Here is a 24,809-nt window from a genome sequence, read left to right as displayed (position 1 = left end):
TAAATACAGATTGAATTAAAAAAATGTAGTTAAACTACAGACGCAATTATTTTGTATAAAAATAAGGTTAAATTATTATTTAACAAACATTAATTTGTACTTAATTGTTCTTATTTGTTAATACTGTTATTACTTTAATTATTTTTTAAAAGGCATTCGAATTTTTATTACTATTGATGATAAAATAGTAATTATACCTATTGTTAATACCGAATATTGAACCCCAAATATATCGGCAATTATACCAGATATAATTGCTCCTATGGCATAACCTAAATCGCGCCATAACCTAAAAACACCAATACTTTCAGCTCTTTGATTTGGATTAGTGACATCTGCGATTGCAGATAAAAAGGTAGGATAAACAAGTGCTGTTCCCAATCCTAAAATAGCTGCAATACTTGATAATTGATAAAATTCGGTAAAAAATGGTATGGCTATAATTGCCAAACCTTGTAAGAGCATTCCCCAAAAAAGCATTCCTTTTTTAGAATAACTATCAGCCATTTTACCTGTAAAAAGCTGACCAATTCCCCAAACAGTTGGATAAATTGCAGCAATTATCCCAATACTATTGGGATTGTAGTTTAAGGTAATTAATAAAATTGGTAGTAGCCCCCATATCATTCCATCATTTAAATTATTAACTAGCCCAGCTTGCGTAATGGCACTTAATGTCTTGTTTTTAAAGGTAGTTTCAATAAATACGTTGTTTAATTTATTAGTTTGTGTAGTGGCTTGTTCAATGTTAACGAATTTTCTTGTATCATTTACAAATACTACAGATAGTATTAAACCAATTATAGAAATGCCAATTCCCAAATAAAATGGGTAGGGAGTTACTCCATATTTTTGAGCAATATACCCTGTTAGATATGCTACTACACCTACGGCAAAATAACCCGCAAATTCATTTATTCCCATTGCGAAACCACGATCTTTTTCACCTACAAGATCTATTTTCATTACTACTGTACTGCTCCAAGTTAAACCTTGATTTATACCTAATAAAATATTGGCAAATATTACCCAATTCCAAGTTGTTGCATTGATTAATATAAAGGGAATTGGAAGTGCAATTATCCAACCAATTATTAATAAATTTTTTCTGCCAATTTTATTTGCAAGTTTACCTGTAAAGTAGTTTGTAATTGCTTTTGTTATGCCAAATGCTACAATAAATGAAAGAATTGCTGTTTTTGAAGCAACACCAAATTCAATTTCAGCAAATTTTGGAAATATGGTTCTCTCTAAACCAACCATTCCACCTACAAATGCGTTTACAACAACTAATATCGCGAATTGAGACCAGTTTTCTTTAAGGCCAAGTTTGGTATTATTGTTCATATTTATAACTATTTACAATTAAATTTACTGGTTTAAAAATACTCTTATAAAAGTATTTTATTGAATTAACCCAATTAGTACAATTTGTAAAACAGCAATACAAGTTTGTTAACCGAAGTTTAATAAGTTGAAAAACTAAATTTAAAGGCTGTTTAAAAAATTAAAATCCTCTTTACTCATATTTTGATGATATTCAGTTACTATTTATTGAATAGAGTCAAAATTAATCCAAACTAACTTCTTAGTATGAAATTCTGAAATAAATTCAGAATGATGGATTTCAATATATTTTAAACAGCCTTTTACTGTAAAACTTATCTCTTATATAAGACTAGTTTTTTGTGCCTTGGAAATGAAATTCTCCATTTTCCATTTTGAACGTATATTCAAAAGAGTGGTTTTGCATATTAAAACCTCCAAAATGTTCATCACCATCTTGATGTTCATTATTTAAATGTTGCATCCATTGTGAACCCATATTTGACATATTTCCATTCATATTCCCTTGTCCCATCATATGACCATACATGTTTTCAAAATCAGATCCAGTTAAACATGTATTTATCATATCTCCATCTTCAAAAAGATTTAACATAATTGTGGTGTCAAAATCATCGTTAAAACAATGAACTTCAATTTGATCCCCTACCATAGTTACTTCTGCTATAGCAGTATTATTGACTTTTGAACTACTTGATTTACCAGCTATACTGGTGGTTAATGTACCTTCATAAATGCCTTCAACATCATTATAAATTACATCATCATTTTTATCACAAGCTGTAAACAACAATCCTATTGCTATTACTAAAATACTTGCTATTCCTTTATTTTTATTTATTTTCATTTTATTATTTTTTAATTATTTATACTGTATTTATTGCTTATTTAAAAGTAACTATAGCATTTATAAAAACGCCTATTTTGAGTTACTTAAAATGGTTTGAATTATATATTAGTGTTGCGTACCAACACTACTACTTTAAATCAAATTCTAAAGCATTGTATAAAAATTAATACATCTTTAAAAATTAATGGAGGTGAGTAATTATGATATTCACCCCTATTGTTTGTAAGACCTACTAATTTTTCAAATAAATTAAAATAATTATTTGAATTGAAAAAGGAAGTTTGAATGCTAAAATTTGAATCAAGATTCTTTTTAAATATTGAACCTTGCTTTAATTCCAAAACGTTTGCACAACAACTCGATTTAGATAAAGATGTATTATGGTTTTCCAATTTACAAATTGGCATATCCATCTCACATTCTTTTGCATTACCGAAAACTGAAAAACTCTTAAGTTTACCCTGACAATAATGCTGATCAATTAACACAAAAGAAGATGAAAACAACACTAAGGTTGTCATTAAAATTGCCGATATTTTGAGCGGTATATTTTTCAATTTTAAGTGCTGATTTATACTATCAAAAATACGCAAATGCGGCAACCCTATATGTTACTTAAGTTACATAACTAGTTGTCTTTTTAAATTTTTTCACGAAGTTATTTTGTATTAAAATAAAAAATCATACTTATTAAAGTTCTAGTATTTAAATGTTTGCATTTTTTTATATAAACATAAATACCTTCAGAGTTTTTATAATACTTCTGAAGGTTTTTAAAATTATTAGAAACCAATTTCTTCAGTTATATATTCTCTTATACCTTCAAAATGATATTCCATATCATCAATTAAAAATGTGTAATTAAAACTATTGTCCAACATTTTAAAAAAGCCATAATGTATATCACTTTTAATATGCTCTAAATCTAAATGTTGTATCCATTACAAGTTGTTATTTTGCATATAGCCAATCATATTCTCCTGACTTAAACTAGGCCCATACATATTTTCTAATTCTTGACCAGACAAGCAAGTCATCATATAATAACCATTCTCATAAATATTTACTATAACTGTTATATTAAAATCATCATTATAACAATAAACTTCAATTTGTTCACTAACAGAAGGTTTATTAATTAGCTGATCTTAAAAAATCAAATATTTTTTTTGATTCATCAGCTGTTAAATTTGCTCTCACTCTCATATGCATTTCAATTGTTGACCAATCCGCATCATTAAAATCTGCTGGAGATGGTGTATTATGGCACCTCATACAAGTTTCACTCCATAATTGAACACCAGATTTACCTTGAACTATGGTAGCTCTTTCAGGCGAGCAAGAGATAGTTGCAAAACTAATAAATCCTATAATCGATACTATTTTAAATGTTTTCATAATTTTCAGTTTTATATTAATTAAATGCCAAATGCCCACTGTATTGTAAATATTTTGTTATCTATTCTTCCACCACCGTGACCACCTGTGCCATCTGTAATTTGATAATTTACTTTTATTGCTGATCTCCAACTCAGCCAATAATTTACACCAAATGCAGTTTGGTTTACATTAGATTCCCATTCTGCACCTTCAGGTGTATTTAATTCAGAATAACGCCCAACTAATTCAATATTTTTTAAGAAATTACTTGCCGACATTGTAGGCTTGAAACTTAATTGAGCATAAAAAGAATCGCTAGAATTTTCAAATGTATACTCTTCTTCATCTCCATCTTCGTGCACCTCAATATAATTAGCATCATCAGTAACAGATGTATTGTATTGTGCTTTAATATCTATAATTCCTCCAAGAGAATTTACTTTTTTTACAAATGAAAAATCATATGCAATTAAATTAGATGAAACATCTTTATAATTAGAGTCTTTATCTCCGACTTTTGCATTTAAAAATGAAAATCCAACTTCTGTTGAAGAGTCAGTGAAAGGTAAAAATCCAATTCTTCCACCGACTGATTTATTTTTATTATTATCTTCATAATTATCAAAATGTAAAATTCCTGCTTCTTCTGGCTCATCATTACCATCATTAAGAGTTGGACCATTGGTTGAATATAATGCATAATTAAATCTGGAACCATTTAATATAAATGCCCCTCTTAATTCCACACCTACTCCTGAAGAAGGCGTTATACCATCGTGACCAAAACCTAAAGGAACAGAAGACAGTTTATTAATCCAAGATGGATGAAGACGTTCCATAAATGTACCATATGGTAATAGAAACTTACCAGCTCTAATAGTTATATATTTATTTACAGTATACATTGCGTTTGCATATTCTAATGCTGTTTCAAGCTCCCCATTTTCATAGGCGAATTCCATTTCAGTTTCAAACATAAATTTGTCTGAAAACTTGAATAAGATAATTGGCGCAAAAGTACCATTGTTGAATGATGATTCTTTTTCTCCCTCATCATTAAGTGCTTGAAATCCAGCACTCCCATAACCTCTTATCATAAATTGAGTTTTACTAGGTTTTGAATCTTGTTGAGCAACTAAATTGCTTACAAAAAACATCGCTATTAATGGTAAAATAATTCTTTTCATATTTTTTATTTTTTAAGTGATTTTAAATAAATTACTAATTGCCAACGTTGAGTTTCCGTTAGGGATTCTTTGTAAGAAGCCATTGGAGGTTTACCTTCCGTAAGTTTCCAAAAAACAGCCCCATCAGTTTGTTTGTGAAATTTATCTATCATAAAATTTGCAGGTTTTGGATTTAAGGATGCACTTGCTACTCCATCTCCTTTACCTTTATCACCATGACATACAGCACACAATTGCATATAAAGTGTTTTTCCTTTTTTAATTGCTGTTTGATCGTTTTTTAAAGGATTTGAAATGTCATCAGCATTTTTTGGTGCTACCCAAGTAGATTGAGCTTTTGCGTTTATAAATCCAATAAACAGAAGCAATGCAACTAATATTTTGCTTTTTGTTTTCATATTTTGATATGGTTATTATTATTGTTAAAGTTATATTTTGCATAGACTAATATTATACCCATTTACCCCCATAAATTGATGTATATAAAAAATACCAAATAACCCCTACTTTTGAATTGACTTCAAAATGAAGTAATAAGTCAATTTTAGAAAGCGATAGAAGTTTGGGTGTAAAAAAGGAAAAGGAGGGTTATGTTAGATTGTTTTGAATCGCATAGTGAACTAAACCAATGGTGCTTTTTGCATGTAATTTTACCATAATGTTTTTTCTATGTGTTTCAACTGTTCTTATACTTATAAAAAGTTTATCTGCTATTTCTTGACTACTGTAATCTTTAACTATAAGCTTTATTATTTCTATCTCTCGATTGGTTAAAGGGGTTTTTTCATTAATTTTTATTTTACCGTAGCCGAATAAAGTTTCGTTTTTAATATCAGTCTTTTTATCAATTCTTTCTGATTGATTATAGGCTAAATATAGAATTCCTGTTTTCTGATTATTAGTATCTAAAATAAATGATTTAGAAAAGGCAACTGGAATGGCTTCATTTGATTTTGAAAAATATGTATTAAAAATATTTTGAACAGCTTCATTTTCTGTTGTTATAGGTTCAATTTTTTTTTCACCTAAAAGAACCTTATTAATTGATTTTCCAATAAGTTCGTTTTCAGCATATTTTAGCAGTTCTAATGTAGATTTATTGACAATGATAATTTTTCCCTCAAGATTAGTAATTATCAATGATTCTTTTATTTTATGAAGAACACTATTCATATAGTCTTTAGAAACTGTATTATCAGATAAAACACTAACCATATTATTAAATAAATTTGAAAAGTTTTCAATTTCATCATTTTTGGTAGGTATTTTTTTTAAATCTGATTTTGAATTTACTGAAGTAACTTTTTGAGCAATTGAAGTTAAATTTTTTATTGGCCTAATAATTTCTTTCACATAATAATAGCCCCCAACTAATAAAAAAATAATTATTATACATAATACACTAATAATTATTCTAGTTGCATTAGTATTTGTAATTTGGTTATTGGATGTGTATGAACTAACTAATGAAGATGATGAGGCTATTAAAACATCAATCTTTTTTTGCGCATCTAAAACAATTCTATCCATAACTTCCATCATAATAGCACCTTCATTGTTACCAATAGGCTCTTCCAATTCAAATATGGAATTACTTAACTTTTCAACCTCAAATAAAATGTCTTCAATTTCTTCTAAAAAATGTTCATTAAAATGATTGTCCTCAAAAGTTATTGATTTTTTAAGTTGAATTTTTACAATATCATCTAGCTTTTTGAAGTTTAAAATTTCAACTTTATTACCGTGAATAAGATAATCATTTGCCGGCATTAAGAGTTCATTAAAATTTAATTTTAAGTTTTGAAGATTGCTATTTTTATTAGATTCTTTTAATAAAATATTAGATGTTTCTTCAAGTTTATTTGCACTTATAATTCCAACATAAGCAACTATAATATTAAGAATAAGTAATGCTATTATTCCAATCAATAATTTTTGGAATATTGTTAAATTAATTTTTAAAGTTTTAAACAACTTTAGCATATTTTATATTTTATATGAATTACCTTTTGTAATTATTATAAGTTTAAATTATTTTTAATGATGATGACCTTGATGCACTATTTGATTTCCAAAAATGACTTTATATTTATTATTATTGTTTTTAAGTTTCAACACTGCTTGTTGAAAATTATTAAGGCTATTGACTCCTAATTTTACCCATAAAAAATCATCTTCAATGTTTAATTTACTAACCTTTTGTGTTCCGTCTTTAAAAATTACAATTATTCTACCCGTTAGCTGAGATAAGTCCAAGGTATTATCAATTAGATTGAATTTGATTTTTTTATTTCTAATTAATTCTTTACCACATACAATACAATTACCATTTTCATATGCTAATTTGTTGGGATGTATATCACAAGAATACGATTCCAGAACCATTGTTATTTTAAAGTCTTTTAAGTCAACAACATTGGTGTTAATTATATTTTGCCCACTACTTTTTATCACCGTAAAAAGTAACAGAAATAAGATTATATTTAATTTATTCATTTTTTGTTTTTTATTAATTTTCTAATAGTTTTAGAAGATGTAAACCATAAAACGAAACCACTTAAAACGGTTAAAAGTCCTAATAAAGAAAACACTCTTAAAACAATGGTATTAAAATTATCTCTTCCTTGATAATCCATAGTATGTGTCATCCACAAAAAATCAAACCATCTCCAATTTCTATGACGAACTGTTTGAAAACTTCCATCACTAATCGAAACATACGCTTTTATGTTTTCTTTGTGGTTGTATGAAATTACATAAGCAGGTAATAGTTTTTCTCTATATTCGTGGTGTTTATCAGTTTGTGTTATTAACTTTATATCTTTAACAATTAGCTTTTTTAACATATGCTTTTTTGCAATGGATAATGCCTCATTCTCAGTAATACCATTTTTAAGATGACCTGTTGTAGCATTATATAAACTATTTTTATTTATCCAATAAAACGGTTGGTTATCAATTTCTTTTAATTCAATTGAATTTACACCTGATACTATATTTAATTTTGAAGGGCTGATTAACTTGTTAAATGACTTTGGTTTGTAGTTAAGATTTCTAAAATTATCGCCGTGTATTTGGTCAATATCGGTCCAACTAAAATACAAACCACTTACTGTCCACATTATAAATTGTAACCCTATAAATATCCCTAAATATCTGTGAATTTTTCTAATCTTTTTTTTTTCATTTATACACTATCTTTTATTTTTGTGAACCATTCAATAACATCCTTTTTTTGTAACTCATTTAATTTAGTATTACGATGTATTAAGGTATAGGATTTTAAAGGCATTTTATCATCTCTAATTTGATTGATTATTGATTTTAATTTACTTTTTTGTTTACGTTTCGAATAGTCACCAAAAGTGCTAAAGTTGAGTTCTTTCTTACCTTCGTTTATGTGTTTTTCTAAAAACCAACTTGCTGGTTGAATTTTATTATACCAAGGATAATTGGTGTTATTGCTATGACAGTCGTAACATGAGTTTTTAAGAATATTTTGAATATTTTTAGGAACAACAATATAATTATTGAATTCTGTTTTTGAAATTACAGAACTTTGATTGTGATTTGTGGGTACCAATTGGATACCCACAAATACAATCAGGAAAAAAAACAACATTTTTTTAAGATGTTTCACTAATTTATTTTCTTTTGAATATTGCCACAAGTTGGCATATTACTACCTAAATATGGATTTTTGATTGTTTCGGTTTCACTTAACCACATTGCTCCTTTATTGTTATTGTACATAGGACAAAAATCTACATATAATGTTTTATCTGTGCCAATTAATTCTATTAGGTCGTTAACATCTTTACTTAATTCTTCAAAATGTTCCCGTTGGTGATCAATTGGACTTTTAATAATATGTTCCGCATGTTCTTTCGAGTTTTCCATAATTTCCATATAGGTCATGTGTTGTTCATCAGACAATTTGGTCATATCAAAATTTGAAAAAGCAGTAAGTATTTTATTTCCTGCTTCAGCAGCTTTGTCTTTGCTATCTTCGGTTAATGCATTTTTTAACTGTAAATACGCATCTATTATTTCAGAACTACTGCTATTTTTTTCGGTTGTACTTTTTAGATCTCCTTGCATTGACGAGTTATCCATTGAACTATGTTCGTCTTGCTGATGCATGTTAGTTTCTTCCATTGAGGCATCATGTGATTCGGTTTGTTTTTTGTCGTTTTTACAAGCACTTAAAAATAATATTGAAAATGCTATTACGTAGATTGTTTTTTTCATTTGTTTTGATTTTAAAATTAGTATTTAAATTATTTTTCTTTTAAATTTCTCTCTCCATATTTATAAAATGGATGGCTTCTTTTATACTAAGTGGTCTTGTTGAATTACCTGTTCTTAAATAAAAAGTAGTATTTGAACCTGTTATAACATAGGCAGGTTCTTTAGTTTTTTCGACATCGACAATACAAATAGAATTTTTTTCAATTTCCTGAAAAAACACAGTTATATAAGCACAGTATTCTTTCCCTATAAATTTTGAAATGATTTGATATATTTTTTGCTCAAAACCATCTATATTTTTTAATTTTAGTGTATTATAATCATTTTCTAAACCTAATACTTGACCTTTGTCATTAATACCAATAATTAATTTACCACCTTTTGCATTCATAAAACCAACAATGGTTTTTGCAATTACCGTTTCAAGATCAACATTCACTTTTTTTAGCTGATAATCAAAACGAATAGATGATTTAAACTCTAGAAATTGGTTTTCTCCTTGATTTATTAAATTAATTAAATCTTTTTTGAGTAGACTTAAATGTTTGTTTAGTTTTTTAGTTTTAATACGATACATTCCAAATACAGCTCCAATAGCACCTCCCATTATTATGAATGCCAGTGACATATTTAACATTTTATATGAAAAAGAGTGGAGTGTTCTATGACTTAAAACTTCAAAAAATGATTTTGTTGTAATAGGTTCCTTGTTAAATTCGTACCAATATAAAACCATAGTTATAGGGTGAAAAATGAAATAAAAAACAACTACACCTAAAATGATATGAATTAGGATGGTTTTGTTTTTAGCTACTTTATTTCTATTTGCACTAACTGCTATCATAACTTATTTCGGTAAACTTAAAATTGTTTAGAGTTTTGCGGTTCTTAACCTTAGTGAATTAACTATTACTGAAACAGAGCTAAAACTCATTGCCAATGCTGCAATAATTGGCGAAAGTAAAATACCAAATACTGGGAATAATAATCCAGCAGCTACAGGTACACCAAGCACATTGTACGCAAAAGAAAAGAACAAGTTTTGTTTAATGTTTTTCATTACTTCTTGACTCAAATTTTTAGCTTTCACAATTCCTTTTAAGTCGCCTTTGATTAAAGTAATTTCAGAACTTTCAATAGCAACATCGGTACCTGTTCCCATAGCAATACCAACATTGGCTTGAGCTAGCGCAGGAGCGTCGTTAATTCCGTCACCTGCCATTGCTACAATTTTTCCTTCTGCTTGTAATTTTTTAATAAACTCTAATTTATCTTCGGGTAAACAGCTTGCTTTGAAATTACTTAGGTGTAATTCATCTGCCACTGCTTTTGCTGTATTTGCATTATCCCCAGTTAGCATAATAACATCAACACCTTTCTTCATTAGTTCATTTACTGCTTCTTTGCTGGTTGTTTTTATAGCATCAGAAATACTTACATAACCCAATGCAATATTATTAACAGCAATGTATGAGACCGTTTTACCTAATTTTTGTTCAACTAATATTTCCTTTTTTAAAGTTGATGGTACTGTTGTATTTAGTTTTATCATTAACTTTTCATTACCTACAGCAACTTTAGCTTTGTTAACAGTACCTGTGATTCCCATCCCTGTTATTGCTTCAAAATTTGAAACTTTTGAAAATTTGAATTCGTTTTGTTTAGCATATTCAACTATAGCCTTTGCTAAAGGATGTTCGCTATATTGATTTAACGAGCCAATTTTACATACTAAATCAGTTGCTTCACCTTCAATAGCAAATACTTTTTCAACTGATGGTTTTCCTTCAGTTAAAGTTCCTGTTTTATCGGTAATTAATACATTTACTTTATTCATTAATTCTAAAGCTTCAGCATTTTTAATTAAAATACCATTTTGAGCACCTTTACCTACTCCGACCATAACAGACATTGGTGTTGCTAAACCCAAGGCACAAGGACACGCAATAATTAACACTGCTACTGCATTTACAAAAGCATAAACCAATGCTGGATCTGGTCCAAAATTAGCCCAAATAATAAAAGTAATTATTGATATAAGGACTACAATAGGTACAAAGTATTTTGAGATGGTGTCGGCTAATTTTTGAATTGGCGCTCTTGATCTACTTGCATCACTTACCATTTGTATTATTTGAGCTAAGAGCGTTTCAGAGCCAACTTTAACAGCTTTCATTACAAATGATTTAGTACCATTAATTGTTCCTGAACTTACGGTATCGCCTTCTTTTTTATCGACTGGGATAGGTTCACCAGTTATCATAGATTCATCTATACTACTATTCCCTTCTGAAATAACACCATCAACGGGTATTTTTTCCCCAGGTTTCACACGTAGTAGATCGTCTTTTTTAATTGCGTTAATCGCAACAACTTTATCTTCACCATCAACAACTAAAGTTGCTTCAGAAGGTGCTAGTTTCAGTAGTTCTTTAATGGCACCACTTGTTTGGCTATGCGCCTTTGCCTCCAACAATTGTCCAAGTAAAACTAAAGCAAGAATAACCGCTGTAGCTTCAAAATACATACTTACATCACCCGATGAGCCTTTAAATTCGTTTGGAAAAACCTCAGGAAATAATAAACCAACTATACTAAACAGAAATGCAGCACCCGTTCCAATACCAACTAAAGTAAACATATTTAAATTCCAAGTGATTATTGATTTCCAGCAACGCACAAAAAACATCCAACAGGTATAAAATACAATAGGGATTGTTAATATAAATTGAACCCAATCCCAGTTATATTGTGATGTAATTTGTAACAATGGATTTTCAGGTAAATGTGCTAACATTGAAATTAAAAGTACTGGAATTGCTAAAAAAGCTGAAATTTTCATCTTTTTAGCTAAGGATCTATACGTTTTTAATTCTTCACTTTCATCCGGTTCCATTGGAACTAAATCCATTCCGCATTTAGGGCAGGAACCTGGTGAATCTTGAATTACTTCAGGGTGCATTGGACAGGTATATTTAGTTGCTTGAATTAATTTAGGTTGCTCAACTAAGTCCATTCCACATTTAGGGCAGCTACCTTGTTTATCATACGTTTTGTTACCTTCACATTGCATTGGACAATAAAAAATTCCATTACCCTCTTTAGGTTGATTGAGATTATTGGGTTTCTGATTTTTCTGAGATGTATTGGTGTCTCCAATATTTGAAATTGTATAGTGTAAACCTGCTTTTAATAATGTTTCTTGTAATTTTTCCAATGAAATATGTGATGTCATTTCAATAGCAACTTCACCTTCTTTTAAATCAGCAGTTACTTTTGTTATTTCCTTTAAATTATTCAAAGCTGTTTCAACATTGATTTTGCAACCACTGCAAGTCATTCCGAAAATATGGTATGTGTGCTTCATTTTTATATAATTTTATAGTAGTAGTTAAAATGTCTTGAGATGAAGAGGTAAAGAATCTATAAAAATTTCTGAACAGAAAAAGGAATACCGCTATGAAACAAATTTTAAAAAGATAAAATAGTATTCCCCTTTCTTTTGTTCAGAACTAAAAAAAAACCAATGAGAGGGTTTAAGATTTTATAAAATCTTTATAGGTTTGTAGAGATTCAAAATAAAGAACGTCGTTATTTCCAGTAGGACTCAAAACAATAAAAGCCATTGCTTTATCAACTTCATTTCCTGTGAAAGGGTCTTTAGCGTAACGAGTTTCTCTCATTGTTTTTAATTTCACTACACATCCTTCGCAACATCCATAATAGGTCTTATTTTCAAATTCAACTGGTATTTGATCTATCCCCATATATTTGTTATTTACATAACATACTTTGTTCGACTCAATTTTAGCAACCTCTGCAGCATTTGAAAGTGTTTCTTCAGAAACCTCAATTTTATTTTCTCCTTTAGTTACTTCCTTTTGTTTTGTTTGATTATTGCAACTACTTACTATAAAACCAATAAGAAATAAACTTATAATTAATATTTTTGTTTTCATAATTTTATGAATTTAAATTGTGCCTGGGCAAGAAAAAGGAATTATATATTAAGAAAAATCAATCAAATAAATCAATATATTTTACACTCCTCTTTCTTAGCGTCAGGACTTTTACTAATGTTTGTGCTCTTTATGGTCTTTTTCTGTTTTCTTCATTTCTGTTTTTTTCTCAATAAGATCCATTTTACATTTAGGACATTTCCCTGGTTTTTCTGAATTTATTTCTGGATGCATCGAACATGTATAAGAAGTTTTCATTTTAGAATGATCCATTTTCATTTCCATTTTTTTAAGTTTCATTCCGCATTTAGGGCAATCACCCGGTTTTTCCATTTTAACATCTGCGTGCATTGGACAGGTATAAACATTTTTCACCATCATTTTAGAATGATCCATTTTAGAATGATCCATTTTAGAATGATCCATTTTAGAATGATCCATTTTAGAATGATCCATTTTAGAATGATCCATTTTCATTTTTGTTGAATCTTTTTTCATTTTAGAATGATCCTTTTGAGCATTCATTGTTGATACTCCAAACAATCCAATTACAAATACCATTATTAAAATTTTTGTTTTCATTATTTTTATTTTTAATTATTTGTTTATTTATATACTATAAAGGTCTATAGATTTCATAATTTAGTTGTGCATAATTATGTTTAAATTGTATCTAATTTCCCTCGAGATCCTATATTTTTATATTGTGTAGGCGTGATTCCTGTAATTTTTTTAAATTGACGAGATAGATGTTGAGGACTGCTATAATTTAATTCATATGAAATTTGACTTATCGTTAGCTCATTGTAAAAAATTAATTCTTTCACTCTTTCTATTTTCTGTTGAATAATGTAGTTTTCAATTGTTCGTTTTTCTAATTCAGAAAATATCCTACTTAACTGACCATATTCTATTTTTAAATTTGAAGATAGGAATGTTGAATAATTTTCATTGAACAATTTGTGCCTTTTGTGAAAGATATTCTCAATAATTAATGTTTTAATTTGATTTACTATTTTTAAATCTGATTCTTCAACTATTTCAAAACCCTCTTTCTCTAAAATTGTCTTAAGCGTTTTTAATTCATTTGTTGAAAGGTTAATTTCGAAATGAATTTTGCCTAATTCAATTAGTTCAAACATTATATTATTTTTAATCAACTCATCTTTAATCACTTTGATACAACGATCGCATACCATATTTTTTACGGTAACTATATTTTTTTGTTCCATTATCATGAGTTTTTTAATTAAACTATTTTAAAACTACCCATCAAATAATTGAAAGGTAGTTTAAAATTCTCGTTATTTGATTGTAGCTTCTGTACTACCACATTTAAGCATTGCTTGTCCAAAATAAGGGTTCTTAATTTCTTCATCCAAGCTTAACCAAAAAGCTCCTTTATCATTATTAGCCATTGGACAAAATTGTTTAAGCACTTTTCTATTTACTCCAAATGTTTCAATTGATTTAATTATATTATTAGATAACGACACAAAATACTCTCTTTGAATTTTAATTTCAGTTGTGTTTGAAATTTTGTTTGAAGAGGATTTAAGTACTTCTAGAATTGGCATCCATACATTATGAGATTTACTATCTTTTAAAAGCTTCATATCCATCTTTTCAAGATTATCAATAAAAGTTATTGCGGAGGTTTGTGTAAGTTTAGTATTATCATTAACCAAAGCATCTTTTATTGCTAAATAACTGGTAAATAAGTTGCTTAATTGATCTTGAAACTTGGAATCAACTTTAATTCGATTAACAACTTCTGTTTCTTCATTTTGGTCATTTCCAGTATCTTGCATTCCTATATGATTTTCGTGACCAGTAACTACTCTTCCTCCTTCTGGACTCATCATACTTTTTTTCCCTTGAAGTTGTGCAGCGGCATCTACAGTAAAAGTTCCGTTGGTAACAATTTCTTCATTTTCAGATAAACCATTTAAAATTTCATAATGTTCACCAATTTCGTTTCCTAAAGTAACTTCTCGTAACTCAAAAATTGGTTCATCACCTTGTTTTTTAACATAAACTACAGAGCGTTTTCCGGTCCATAAAACAGAAGATTTAGGCACAGATATTATAGTTTTTTTATTGCTTTTTACATTACTTGAAGCTAACACCCCTTTGACAAACATTCCAGGTTTTAATTCTCCATTTCGATTATTTAATTCTGCTCTAACCACAACTGTTCTAGTTGAAGTATTTAGAACTGGATCTATAAATGAAATTTTCGCTTTCAGCTCTTTGTTTGGGTTTGTGTTGGTTGTAATTGTAATGTCATCCCCTTTTTTTATGGTTGAAAGTTGCTTTTCATAAGCATCAAAATCTGCCCAAACTGTAGTTAAATTTGAAATCATAAGTAAGCTTTGACCTTCCTTAACATAATTACCTTCTTCAACCATTTTTTTAGTAACTATTCCACTAACATTTGCATACACTGGAAAGTTGGTAATAATTGCTTTAGATTCTTCAATTTTATTAATCTGACTTTCAGAAAGTTTCCATAATTTTAATTTATTTCTAACAGCTTTGTACAGTGTCAAATCCTTTGTTTTTGATTCTATGGCCGTTAGTAATTCTTTTTGTGCTGTAACCAATTCAGGGGAATAAATGAGTGCTAATTGTTGTCCTTGATTCACCTTTTCTCCTGTAGTATTAACAAATAGCTTTTCAATTCTACCACCAAAATGTGCAGTTTGTATAGCATTTGTTTTTTCATTTTCATTAATTTTTCCTGAAAGCGTTAAACTACCTGCTGAATTTGTGGTATTACTAATTATGGTAGTCTCAATATTTGCTAATGCTAATGCATTTTGTGACATTTTAAATTCGTTTGCTTCTAATCCATCAGCTGAAGTTTCAGCAGGAATTAAGTCCATCCCACAAATTGGGCAATCACCTGGTTCTGGCTGCATAATTTGTGGATGCATTGAACATGTCCACATTTGATTTTCAGTTTCTTCTGTTTCGTGATTGTGTGCATCATCTGTGGTTGAAGAACTTCCAAAAAGGAAACTTCCTAATAAGAGCCCAACTGCTAGTATTCCTATGTATATTATATATTTTTTCATTATGTCTTTTTTTAATTATTTGTAGTTAAAAATTCTAATGTTGATTTTTGAATTTCATACTCTTTTTCTGAAATCACTTTTTTTAATTGAAATTTTAATTGTAATTGCTGAATTTCAAGTAATTGTTCAAAATCAATTTTTGAAGTTTCATAAGCAGCTAACAACACTTTTTTTGCACTTTCTGCCTCATTAATATTTTTGATTTGTGTTGCAATTGAAACCTTTGAATTAGAAAGTTTGCTTTTTGCATTTTCAAAAACGGTTTGCAATTGATTGTATGTATTTACTTTAGTTGTTTCAATTGCTTTTTGCTCTAATTGTAATTGCTTTTGTTTAGAACTGTATTTTTTTGAAAACAATGGAAAAGAAACAGTTACCATTGGCATCACAATATCTTTTCCGTTATCAGCAAGGTTTTCAACAGCTCTATTTTCAATAAAACCATAGTCTAAACCAATACCAATGGTTGGTAAGCCTTCTTTTTTAGTTGCCAATTCCGATTTTTCTGAGGCATTTTTCAAATTTTCCAATTGTAACAATTTTGGATTATCTGAAATTTGTTCTTTTTTAAAATCTTCTGAATATATAATATTTACATTTTCAACAACTAAAACAGTACTTTTCTCATCCCTGTTGAGCAATAAATTAAATGCAATATTTTTAGCACTCAAATTTTCTTGAACTGTACTTAATTGATTTAAAAGCTCGTTTTTTTCCATTCTAATCTTAAGAACATCTACCATAGTTGAACGATTGTTTTCCAACTCATTCAATGCCAAACTTTCAAAAGTTTTTAAGATTTCGATATTTTCAACAAGCAATTGCTCTTTTTGGTTGAGTTCAAACAATTCAAAATAGGTAGTTTTCACATCTAAAAACAATTTCCTTTTTGCAAATTCATAATTGTTTAATTGTGCAGCAGCATTAAATTGTGCACTTTCCTGTTTTGCATTTAAAGTTCCAAACCAAGGTAACATTTGACTTGCCGAAATCTTTGCTTTTTGAGCCCCAACTCTTGTTTCTACCTCTTGCGCAAAATAGCCAACTGAAATGGTTGTATTTGGTAGGCTTCCTACTTCAACAACTTTTTCTAAAGCACTTTCGTATTTATACTGAATAGCTTTTAATTCAGGATTATTTTCTGAAGCTATTTGTAAGTAGTCGTTTAACGATTGAGCTTTTACCGTTAGGGTTAGTAGAAACGCAATCATAACTATTAAATTAATTTTCATTTGTTATTTTTTTTAATGAAATTTCTTTTTTAAAACTGAATAATACAGGCACTACAAACAAAGTAATAAGCGCAATTAACATTCCTCCAAAACTTGGAATTGCCATTGGAATCATAATATCTGATCCTCTTCCTGTAGATGTTAATACTGGTAACAATGCAAGCATTGTTGTTGCAGTTGTCATTAAACAAGGGCGAATTCTTTTTTCACCAGCTTCAATTATAGAAGCTCTTATTTCTTGTTTCGTAGTTGGTTCATTTTTTTCAAAAGTTTGAGTTAAATAGGTTGCCATCACCACTCCATCATCGGTTGCAATTCCGAACAAGGCAATAAAACCAACCCAAACAGCTACACTTAAATTAATTGGATGCATTTGAAAAAGTTGACGAAGGTTTACGCCAAAGACATCAAAGTTTAAAAACCAAGCTTCACCGTATAACCAAATCATCATAAAACCACCCGCAAAAGCAACGGCGATTCCTGTAAACACCATTAATGAAGTTGTTACAGAACGAAATTGGAAATACAAGATTAAAAAGATTATTGCCAAGGCTAAAGGAACAACAACCGATAAGGTTTTTTCTGCCCTTAACTGGTTTTCATAAGTTCCTGTAAACTGGTAATTAATCCCTTTTGGAATTACCAATTCTCCTCTGTCTATTTGCCCTTGAATGGCAGCTTGAGCTTTTTCTACTACGGTAACTTCAGCTTCACCATCCATCTTATCAAATAATACATAGCCCACTAAAAAAGTATCTTCACTTTTAATTACTTGTGGACCTTGCTCATATTTAATTGTGACTAATTCTGCTAATGGAATTGGATTTCCACCAGGTGTAGGTACATAAATTTTCTTTAAATCTTCAGGACTAGTACGTTTTTCTCTCGGATAACGCACTCTAACTCCATAACGTTCTCTTCCTTCTACTGTTTGAGTTAATAATTTACCACCAATTGCAACTTCCAAAATACTTTGTACTTTGTTAATAGACAAACCATAACGCGCTAATTTTTCTCGATCAATATCAAATAACAAATACGGTTTTCCTACGATTCTATCAGCAAAAACAGCTTCTTTTTTAACACCTGGAACTTGCTTTAAAACATTTTCCAACTCTAAACCAAAAGCTTCGATTTGTGCTAAATTTTGACCTTTTACTTTAATTCCCATAGGTGCCCGCATTCCAGTTTGAAGCATCACCAAACGAGTTTCTATTGGTTGTAATTTAGGAGCTGAAGTAACACCAGGTAATTTTGTAACCCGAACTATTTCATTCCAGATATCATCAGCAGATTTTATTTGTTTACGCCAGTTTCTATAATATTCACCATCTGAATCTTCAATTAAATTGGTGGTTTCAGTTTTGGTTCCAGAAGGAATGAAGTTTCCTGCTTTAGTTTCAAACAAATCATTTTCATTAACTTTAAACTTAATCCGTTTTCCATCTTCATCTAATTTATATTCTGGCTTATAAATTATTACATTCTCATACATAGATAATGGTGCTGGATCTAAGGCACTTTCTATTCTACCCGATTTACCAACCACTGTTTTAATTTCTGGAATGGTTGCCACAGCCATATCTAATTGTTGCAAAATACGTTTGTTTTCTGCAATTCCTGAATGCGGCATAGAAGTTGGCATTAATAAAAATGAACCTTCATTTAATGCCGGCATAAATTCTTTTCCTGTATTTTTCCATACACTTACACCAAATACAATAATGATGGTTGGAACGCTTAAAAACAAAATTTTGTTATTTAAAGCCCAGTTTAAAATTTTCACATAACTTCTTCTAAACAATGTAAAAACACCAAGCAATCCAAAACAAATTACGCCTACAAAAACTAGATTTGTGAATATAGAATTATCAACTCCTAAAGGTCTCCAATACACACTTAGTAATGCAATAATAGTTATGGCCGATATTGTAATATTTAAGTAGTTTGCTTTTTCTTCGGTAAGAATTTCTTTTATTTTTAAAATACTAGAAACGCCGAAAGCTATTAATAAGAATGCTACATAATAACCTCCAACAACACCAACAATACCGGCTATAATTAATCCGATACTACCAATATATTTTCCTTTTTTCAAAGATGGTTTCCATCCAAACAACCAAGCTGCAAAAGGTGGAATTAAAAATAAAGCTACAATTAAAGCTGAAGTTAACGCCATTGTTTTTGTAAAAGCCAATGGTCGAAATAGTTTACCTTCAGCACCTATCATAGTAAATACTGGAACAAAACTTATAATAGTGGTCATTACTGCAGTAATAATCGCACCTGATACTTCAGCAGTTGCATTATATACAACTTTATTTATAGGTAAATTGTCTTTATCCTCATCCATATGCCTTATAACATTTTCAGATAAGATGACCCCAACATCTACCATTGTCCCAATTGCAATCGCAATACCTGACAGCGCTACAATGTTAGCATCAACATTAAATAATTTCATTGAAATAAAAACCATTAAAACTGCAATGGGCAATAATCCAGAAATTAAAACGGAAGCCCTAAGGTTAAAAACCATTACAATAATTACCAAAATGGTAATTAAAATCTCTAAGGTTAATGCTTCATCTAAAGTGTTTAATGTTTCCTGAATTAGTTCGGTTCTATCGTAAAAAGGAACAATAGTAACTTGTGATGTACGACCATCTTTTAACACTTTTGAAGGTAAACCTGTGCTTATATCAGCTATTTGTTTTTTTACATTGGTAATAACTTCCATTGGATTTGCACCATAACGTGCTACCACAACACCTCCAACAACTTCGGCACCTTCTTTGTCTAAAATTCCTCGTCGTTCTGCTGGTCCCAACGTAACATTCGCTACATCTTTTATTAAAATGGAAGTAAAATCATTGGAGGTTACCACTGCGTTTTCTATATCTTCAACAGTTTTTATATAACCTAAACCACGCACTAAATATTCAGCTTGGTTAATTTCAATAGTTTTCGCTCCAATATCTTTATTAGAATTTCGAGCGGCATTTACCACTTGTTCTAATGAAATATTATATTCCTTTAAAATGTCTGGATCTACATCTATTTGATATTCTTGCACGTAACCACCAATAGAAGCAACTTCAGAAACTCCCGAAGCTGAAGAAAGCGCATATTTCACATAATAATCTTGTATGCTTCGTAATTCGTGTAAATCCCAGCCACCAGTTACATTTCCTTGTTCATCTCTTCCTTCTAAAGTGTACCAGTAAATTTGTCCCAAACCAGTTGCGTCTGGACCTAATGCTGGTTGAACATCATTAGGAAGTAATCCACTTGGAAGAGAGTTTAATTTTTCTAAAATTCGACTACGACTCCAGTAAAATTCTATATCTTCTTCAAAAATGATATATATACTGGAAAAACCAAACATAGAAGAACTTCTAATTGTTTTAACACCTGGAATTCCCAATAAGGAGGTTGTAAGTGGGTAGGTAATTTGATCTTCAATATCTTGTGGAGATCTTCCGCTCCATTTAGTAAAAACTATTTGTTGATTTTCTCCAATATCTGGAATGGCATCAACTGCCACTGGGTTTCTTGGAATACTTCCGGTATTCCAATCAAATGGAGCTGTTGAAACTCCCCATCCAATGAATAGCAACAATAATAATACTGCTACTAATTTATTTTCTATTAAAAATTTAATGCTTTTATTTAACATTTTTATATGTATTGATATGTTTTAAATAACATTTTAGATTTCGTTAAAAAACTAAAACATACGTTAACTTGGTTTAAATCATTTCTGATTTAAACACAACTATGCCTTAACAAATAAAAATTTGCTAAAACTCAATACTATATAATCAAATTAAAAATACTTGGTCAAGAACTTGGATGTCCGTGACAATAAGTGGAGGTGAATAATTTTTAAAAGGAACAACATTTTTGTCTAATCCTTCAAATAAGTTAATATAAGAATAAATAAAAGAAGCAATAAATAATTGTTGCTCAAAGTCTAAATTAACAACTTGAATATTCAACTCATTTTGACCTTCAACAATCTTATTTATATCTTTACAACAATCTTCTTTTTCGAAATTACAATCTTCTGTAGATGATGGCATGTCCATTTCCATATCCATTTCACAAGAATCAGCTTCAAAAAACATAGCTGTATTCACTAAGTCACCACCACAGTAGTGCTCACTTATAGTAAATGACATTGTGGAAAAAAGGACCACGAATGACATTAAAATTGCTAATATTTTGTTGAAAATCTGTTTCATTTCGAGGTACAAATATAGACAAATAATATTGTTTTTTATTAAAAAGTTGTTAAAGTTAGATTACAACCGCTTATTTAAAAAACATACACGTCAGATAATCAAGCGTTTGCGGTAATATTTTCAAGATGTAATTATTCCTCTTTTGAAATAGATTATTAATTTTTTACAAAAACTGCTAGATGATGAAACGGTCAAAACTCATTTGGTAATAATAAAAATGTAAGACCTCTTTACTTGCAAGATGTGTGAACTTTCAAAAGTTTGTGAAAGATAGGTTACAGCTATCATTATTATCCCTAATAACATGTAGAGAGACCCACTGTAAGCACCTTGTTTTATAAAGTAAAATTCAAGTTGCAAATACATTTTATGTTGTTTTAAAATGAGTATAGGAAAAGAGTCTGTCAAACATTCAAATATGAAAACGATTTGATATTCACCAAGGTTAGATGTGCTTAATACTTCATATAAAACTTAGAAAAGAAATGTAAGATATTCAAAAACACTCCTTATCAGATATAATACATGTTGACGAGTTCCCTTTAGGTGAAATTGAAGATGGTAAACAAGTTAGAAATTACGATTCTAAAAAGAAGAAGGCTGCTATCTCTGTAGATTTAAATAAGGAGTATGAAATAAAACGAGCACATGCAAAATCCATCGATGCTTATTAAGCCAAATCATTAACGACCAATACTTTTTTGCAACCACAGTTTCACTTACAAATAGTGTTCCTATTTAGTCTGTAAGCAAAATGCTTGGTCATATATCTTTACGAACTACACAACATTATGCCAAAATTTTAGATAGAAAGGTTAAAGACGATATGAAGGTTTTACGAGATAAACTTAACTTCAATAATAATTTAAATGAAGCTAATGAAATAGTCGGGAATTAATTTTTAGTTTCTAAAACCACACGTCTACTCCCCTTCAGTTCTTGTAATTCAATTTGTAATTTTTCATTATCTCCTAAAACAAATTTTGGTAGAACATAAACAAATTTACGACGCTGTCCTTTGTAAATAATACTTGGCATTTTATGTTTATATATTTCTTTTAGTCGTAAACTTTGATAGGATGCTTTTTTCTTTTTATTACCATTGGTTCTATAAACATTCAAATAGTCAATTTCAAAATCAATCTTAGAATTATTTCTTATTTCAATAACCAAGTAGACTTCAGAAGCGTTGTATGCTATTTTTTGTAACCGTACTTTTACTCCTTTTTTACACTTTGTAGCAATATTTTTTAATGTTGAACTTAATAGATATTCACTAAATTTTAGGTATTGAGATATTTTGACTCCTTGTTTATTAATTATCTGTTTTTGTTTTTTTACTGCTATTTTTATAGGTTTTTCATTACCTACACTTTCTTTTTCTGAAATAAAATAGTTTATTTTTTTTAATTGTTTTTTATATTTTAAAATATAACTATACACCTGTCCATTTTCTGTAATTGTAAGCAAATTACTTTCAGCTCCTGGTGTGGCTTGTAATAATCCAAAATATTGCAGCTTTTCACGATTGTAATTAAATACAAAATGTTCAGCCCCAGTGATTGCTTGTCGAATTGGATTTGGGAAAAACAACGCCACACTTTTCTCTTCATTTGCGAAAATGGTATCTAATTTATATGGTGACTGCTGTTTTAATTGTGCAACTGATGCTAGTGAAAATAACAATAGAAGTGTTGATAGATGTCTTTTCATAAGAATAGGTTTTAGTAAGTTTCTTTTAGTGGCTTTAAGATTAGTTTATAATTATCCGAAATAGTCACTTTTACATTTTTGTTAGTTCGTTGGAATATTTTTTTGACCCCACTTACTTGTGGTACTCCAGCAATATTAATATCATCTACAATATCTCCAACAACTTCCTGCCTCGCTTCAGCTTGAAAACTATTTTCGATATAGATTCCTTCATTTCCATCTTGCAGGTCAAAGGCTTTTAGAAGAATTGGACGGTGGTTAATATTAGTAATGGCTATTATCACTCGATTGGGTTTAAAACTCACAAAACCATAAATGTTTGTATTTTCTGGAATAATCCTACCTCCTATCAAAGCATCATTTAAAAGGCGCATTTTCAAACGGTAATTTTTCTTTACGGTTTGAGCGCCATCGACTGTTACATAAATATTGGAATCAGTTGGTGCAATCATGGGCACTTCTTCTTTTTTTGGAACTGAAGCAAAAAATAATTGATGCTCCAAAGCTAATTGTTTGATATGGATCGTTTTGTTTGTTTTTATAGTTTCAATCGTATCTATTTGAATCTCTTTTATTGGATTGCTGATTTCAGGTTTACGATAACTTCTATCTGAATAACTGATTCTACCCTGGTTGTAAATACTATCTACCAAACGCATCTTTTCTTTGGTTAATAAATCAGAATCAAAAACACCCATAGAATCCAAAAGTCGCTCATCATACATACTTGGTGCATTGATTTGCCTTGTTTCTTTTAAATCATTTAGCGCTTCTAATTTTGAATCATACTCCTTTTGCTCATCTTTTAATGTTGGTATTGGAATTTGATTGTTTTCAATAGTAGGCTCTTCATCTTCTGAAAATTTTATAACGGCATAAGAACCTATAAAAAGTACGACACATAAAATAATCGCTACAAACACAATTTTATTCTTTTCCACTTTCATAGTTTTCTATCTTTTTAAGTTTATTTTCGAAAAAATTGGTAATCAACAATCCGTGAGTGTTGTTTGGAAAATTCCGATCAACCTGAATGATGTTCCCTGTAGTTGTTAATTCATACATGTCAATTATTGATCCTCGATTAATTTCAAATACAGTAGTGGTTTCAAACTGATAGGGTTCTTTTTGTAAGTCAATTTTGGAAGTAATTTCTTTGACTTTCTGTACCAAAGAATATTGAATCAAACGATTGTAAACTCCCTCTGCCTTTTTTTGTTTGTACAAGTTATCGATTGAACTATTCCCAAGCCATAAGGCTTTCTCCAAATGCTTTTCATAATTACTGGCATCAATATGATAGAAATAACGATGAAAAAGTTCTAGATGTGACAAAACTTCAACTTCTAAATTTTCTTTTTGTGAAACCAATTTTATTGGAATTGCACTTCCATCTGTGCCTACTACAAAAGCATTATTAACCGTTTCTTTATACAATTTGATCACTGAGATTACCGATACCATACTTGTAGCGGTTGCTCCAATAATAACAGCCAGTACAATGAATCGATTTAACTTTAGCACTTGGTAGATATTTTTATAGGGTGTTTTCATAATTTCTTT

At 29.5% G+C, this 24,809-nt stretch carries 23 protein-coding genes; all 23 read right to left on the bottom strand.

The features are described 5' to 3' along the window. Positions 1-138: 138 nt before the first annotated feature. Positions 139-1,347, bottom strand: a complete 1,209-nt coding sequence (locus tag CHB63_RS12305) for an MFS transporter (RefSeq protein WP_089378777.1) — start codon at positions 1,345-1,347, stop codon at positions 139-141. A gap of 331 nt (positions 1,348-1,678) precedes the next feature. Continuing rightward, the gene (locus CHB63_RS12300) at positions 1,679-2,194 is read right to left on the bottom strand and encodes a hypothetical protein (RefSeq protein ID WP_089378776.1); all 516 of its coding nucleotides are present in this window, start codon (positions 2,192-2,194) and stop codon (positions 1,679-1,681) included. A gap of 140 nt (positions 2,195-2,334) precedes the next feature. Continuing rightward, complete coding sequence (locus CHB63_RS12295) at positions 2,335-2,754, bottom strand: HYC_CC_PP family protein (protein ID WP_141107309.1); 420 nt, start codon at positions 2,752-2,754, stop codon at positions 2,335-2,337. Positions 2,755-3,331: 577 nt separating this feature from the next. Further along, on the bottom strand, positions 3,332-3,595 hold the full coding sequence (locus CHB63_RS12290; protein WP_089378774.1) for a cytochrome c: 264 nt from the start codon (positions 3,593-3,595) through the stop codon (positions 3,332-3,334). A gap of 20 nt (positions 3,596-3,615) precedes the next feature. Then, entirely contained in the window at positions 3,616-4,764 is a 1,149-nt protein-coding gene (locus CHB63_RS12285) for a hypothetical protein (RefSeq protein ID WP_089378773.1), read from the bottom strand. Positions 4,765-4,769: 5 nt separating this feature from the next. Further along, positions 4,770-5,162 (bottom strand): c-type cytochrome, encoded by a 393-nt coding sequence (locus CHB63_RS12280; protein ID WP_089378772.1) that lies wholly within the window; start codon positions 5,160-5,162, stop codon positions 4,770-4,772. A gap of 190 nt (positions 5,163-5,352) precedes the next feature. Beyond that, positions 5,353-6,693 (bottom strand): LuxR C-terminal-related transcriptional regulator, encoded by a 1,341-nt coding sequence (locus tag CHB63_RS17340; RefSeq protein WP_245856949.1) that lies wholly within the window; start codon positions 6,691-6,693, stop codon positions 5,353-5,355. Positions 6,694-6,801: 108 nt separating this feature from the next. After that, positions 6,802-7,260, bottom strand: a complete 459-nt coding sequence (locus CHB63_RS12270; RefSeq protein WP_089378770.1) for a hypothetical protein — start codon at positions 7,258-7,260, stop codon at positions 6,802-6,804. Further along, positions 7,257-7,955: a PepSY domain-containing protein gene (locus CHB63_RS12265; RefSeq protein WP_089378769.1), complete on the bottom strand. Its 699-nt coding sequence runs from the start codon at positions 7,953-7,955 to the stop codon at positions 7,257-7,259. The genes CHB63_RS12270 and CHB63_RS12265 overlap by 4 nt, the downstream gene beginning before the upstream one ends. Further along, positions 7,952-8,386 (bottom strand): heme-binding domain-containing protein, encoded by a 435-nt coding sequence (locus tag CHB63_RS12260; protein ID WP_089378946.1) that lies wholly within the window; start codon positions 8,384-8,386, stop codon positions 7,952-7,954. The genes CHB63_RS12265 and CHB63_RS12260 overlap by 4 nt, the downstream gene beginning before the upstream one ends. A gap of 17 nt (positions 8,387-8,403) precedes the next feature. Further along, positions 8,404-9,015 (bottom strand): DUF3347 domain-containing protein, encoded by a 612-nt coding sequence (locus tag CHB63_RS12255; protein ID WP_089378768.1) that lies wholly within the window; start codon positions 9,013-9,015, stop codon positions 8,404-8,406. A 40-nt stretch (positions 9,016-9,055) separates the two neighbouring features. Continuing rightward, a complete protein-coding gene (locus tag CHB63_RS12250; RefSeq protein WP_089378767.1) occupies positions 9,056-9,859 on the bottom strand; it encodes an AlbA family DNA-binding domain-containing protein in 804 nt (267 codons plus the stop codon). A gap of 27 nt (positions 9,860-9,886) precedes the next feature. Beyond that, positions 9,887-12,382: a heavy metal translocating P-type ATPase gene (locus CHB63_RS12245; RefSeq protein ID WP_089378766.1), complete on the bottom strand. Its 2,496-nt coding sequence runs from the start codon at positions 12,380-12,382 to the stop codon at positions 9,887-9,889. 169 nt (positions 12,383-12,551) lie between these two features. Beyond that, a complete protein-coding gene (locus CHB63_RS12240; protein WP_089378765.1) occupies positions 12,552-12,974 on the bottom strand; it encodes a hypothetical protein in 423 nt (140 codons plus the stop codon). A 114-nt stretch (positions 12,975-13,088) separates the two neighbouring features. Then, positions 13,089-13,556, bottom strand: coding sequence for a heavy metal-binding domain-containing protein (locus CHB63_RS17425; protein WP_089378764.1), 468 nt, complete (start codon positions 13,554-13,556; stop codon positions 13,089-13,091). Positions 13,557-13,636: 80 nt separating this feature from the next. After that, positions 13,637-14,206 carry a helix-turn-helix domain-containing protein gene (locus CHB63_RS12230; RefSeq protein ID WP_162880010.1) on the bottom strand — a complete coding sequence of 190 codons (570 nt, stop codon included), beginning with the start codon at positions 14,204-14,206 and terminating at the stop codon, positions 13,637-13,639. A gap of 72 nt (positions 14,207-14,278) precedes the next feature. Then, positions 14,279-16,054 carry an efflux RND transporter periplasmic adaptor subunit gene (locus tag CHB63_RS12225; RefSeq protein ID WP_089378762.1) on the bottom strand — a complete coding sequence of 592 codons (1,776 nt, stop codon included), beginning with the start codon at positions 16,052-16,054 and terminating at the stop codon, positions 14,279-14,281. 11 nt (positions 16,055-16,065) lie between these two features. Next, complete coding sequence (locus tag CHB63_RS12220; protein ID WP_089378761.1) at positions 16,066-17,286, bottom strand: TolC family protein; 1,221 nt, start codon at positions 17,284-17,286, stop codon at positions 16,066-16,068. After that, positions 17,276-20,965 (bottom strand): efflux RND transporter permease subunit, encoded by a 3,690-nt coding sequence (locus tag CHB63_RS12215; protein WP_089378760.1) that lies wholly within the window; start codon positions 20,963-20,965, stop codon positions 17,276-17,278. Before CHB63_RS12215 ends, CHB63_RS12220 begins: the two co-directional genes overlap by 11 nt. Positions 20,966-21,110: 145 nt before the next feature. Next, positions 21,111-21,533, bottom strand: a complete 423-nt coding sequence (locus CHB63_RS12210) for an HYC_CC_PP family protein (protein WP_089378759.1) — start codon at positions 21,531-21,533, stop codon at positions 21,111-21,113. Positions 21,534-22,427: 894 nt separating this feature from the next. Beyond that, positions 22,428-23,246: a DUF4138 domain-containing protein gene (locus CHB63_RS12200; protein WP_089378758.1), complete on the bottom strand. Its 819-nt coding sequence runs from the start codon at positions 23,244-23,246 to the stop codon at positions 22,428-22,430. 11 nt (positions 23,247-23,257) lie between these two features. Continuing rightward, positions 23,258-24,193, bottom strand: coding sequence for a conjugative transposon protein TraM (gene traM, locus CHB63_RS12195; RefSeq protein ID WP_089378757.1), 936 nt, complete (start codon positions 24,191-24,193; stop codon positions 23,258-23,260). Beyond that, on the bottom strand, positions 24,174-24,800 hold the full coding sequence (locus CHB63_RS12190) for a conjugal transfer protein TraK (protein ID WP_089378756.1): 627 nt from the start codon (positions 24,798-24,800) through the stop codon (positions 24,174-24,176). The genes traM and CHB63_RS12190 overlap by 20 nt, the downstream gene beginning before the upstream one ends. Between the last annotated feature and the right edge of the window lie 9 nt (positions 24,801-24,809).

Origin of the sequence: Lutibacter flavus, from assembly GCF_900188355.1 — a bacterium.
In the GTDB taxonomy this organism is placed as follows: Bacteria; Bacteroidota; Bacteroidia; order Flavobacteriales; family Flavobacteriaceae; genus Lutibacter; species Lutibacter flavus.
Note: the sequence above shows the minus strand (reverse complement) of the source record. Positions and strands in the feature narration are given on the sequence as shown.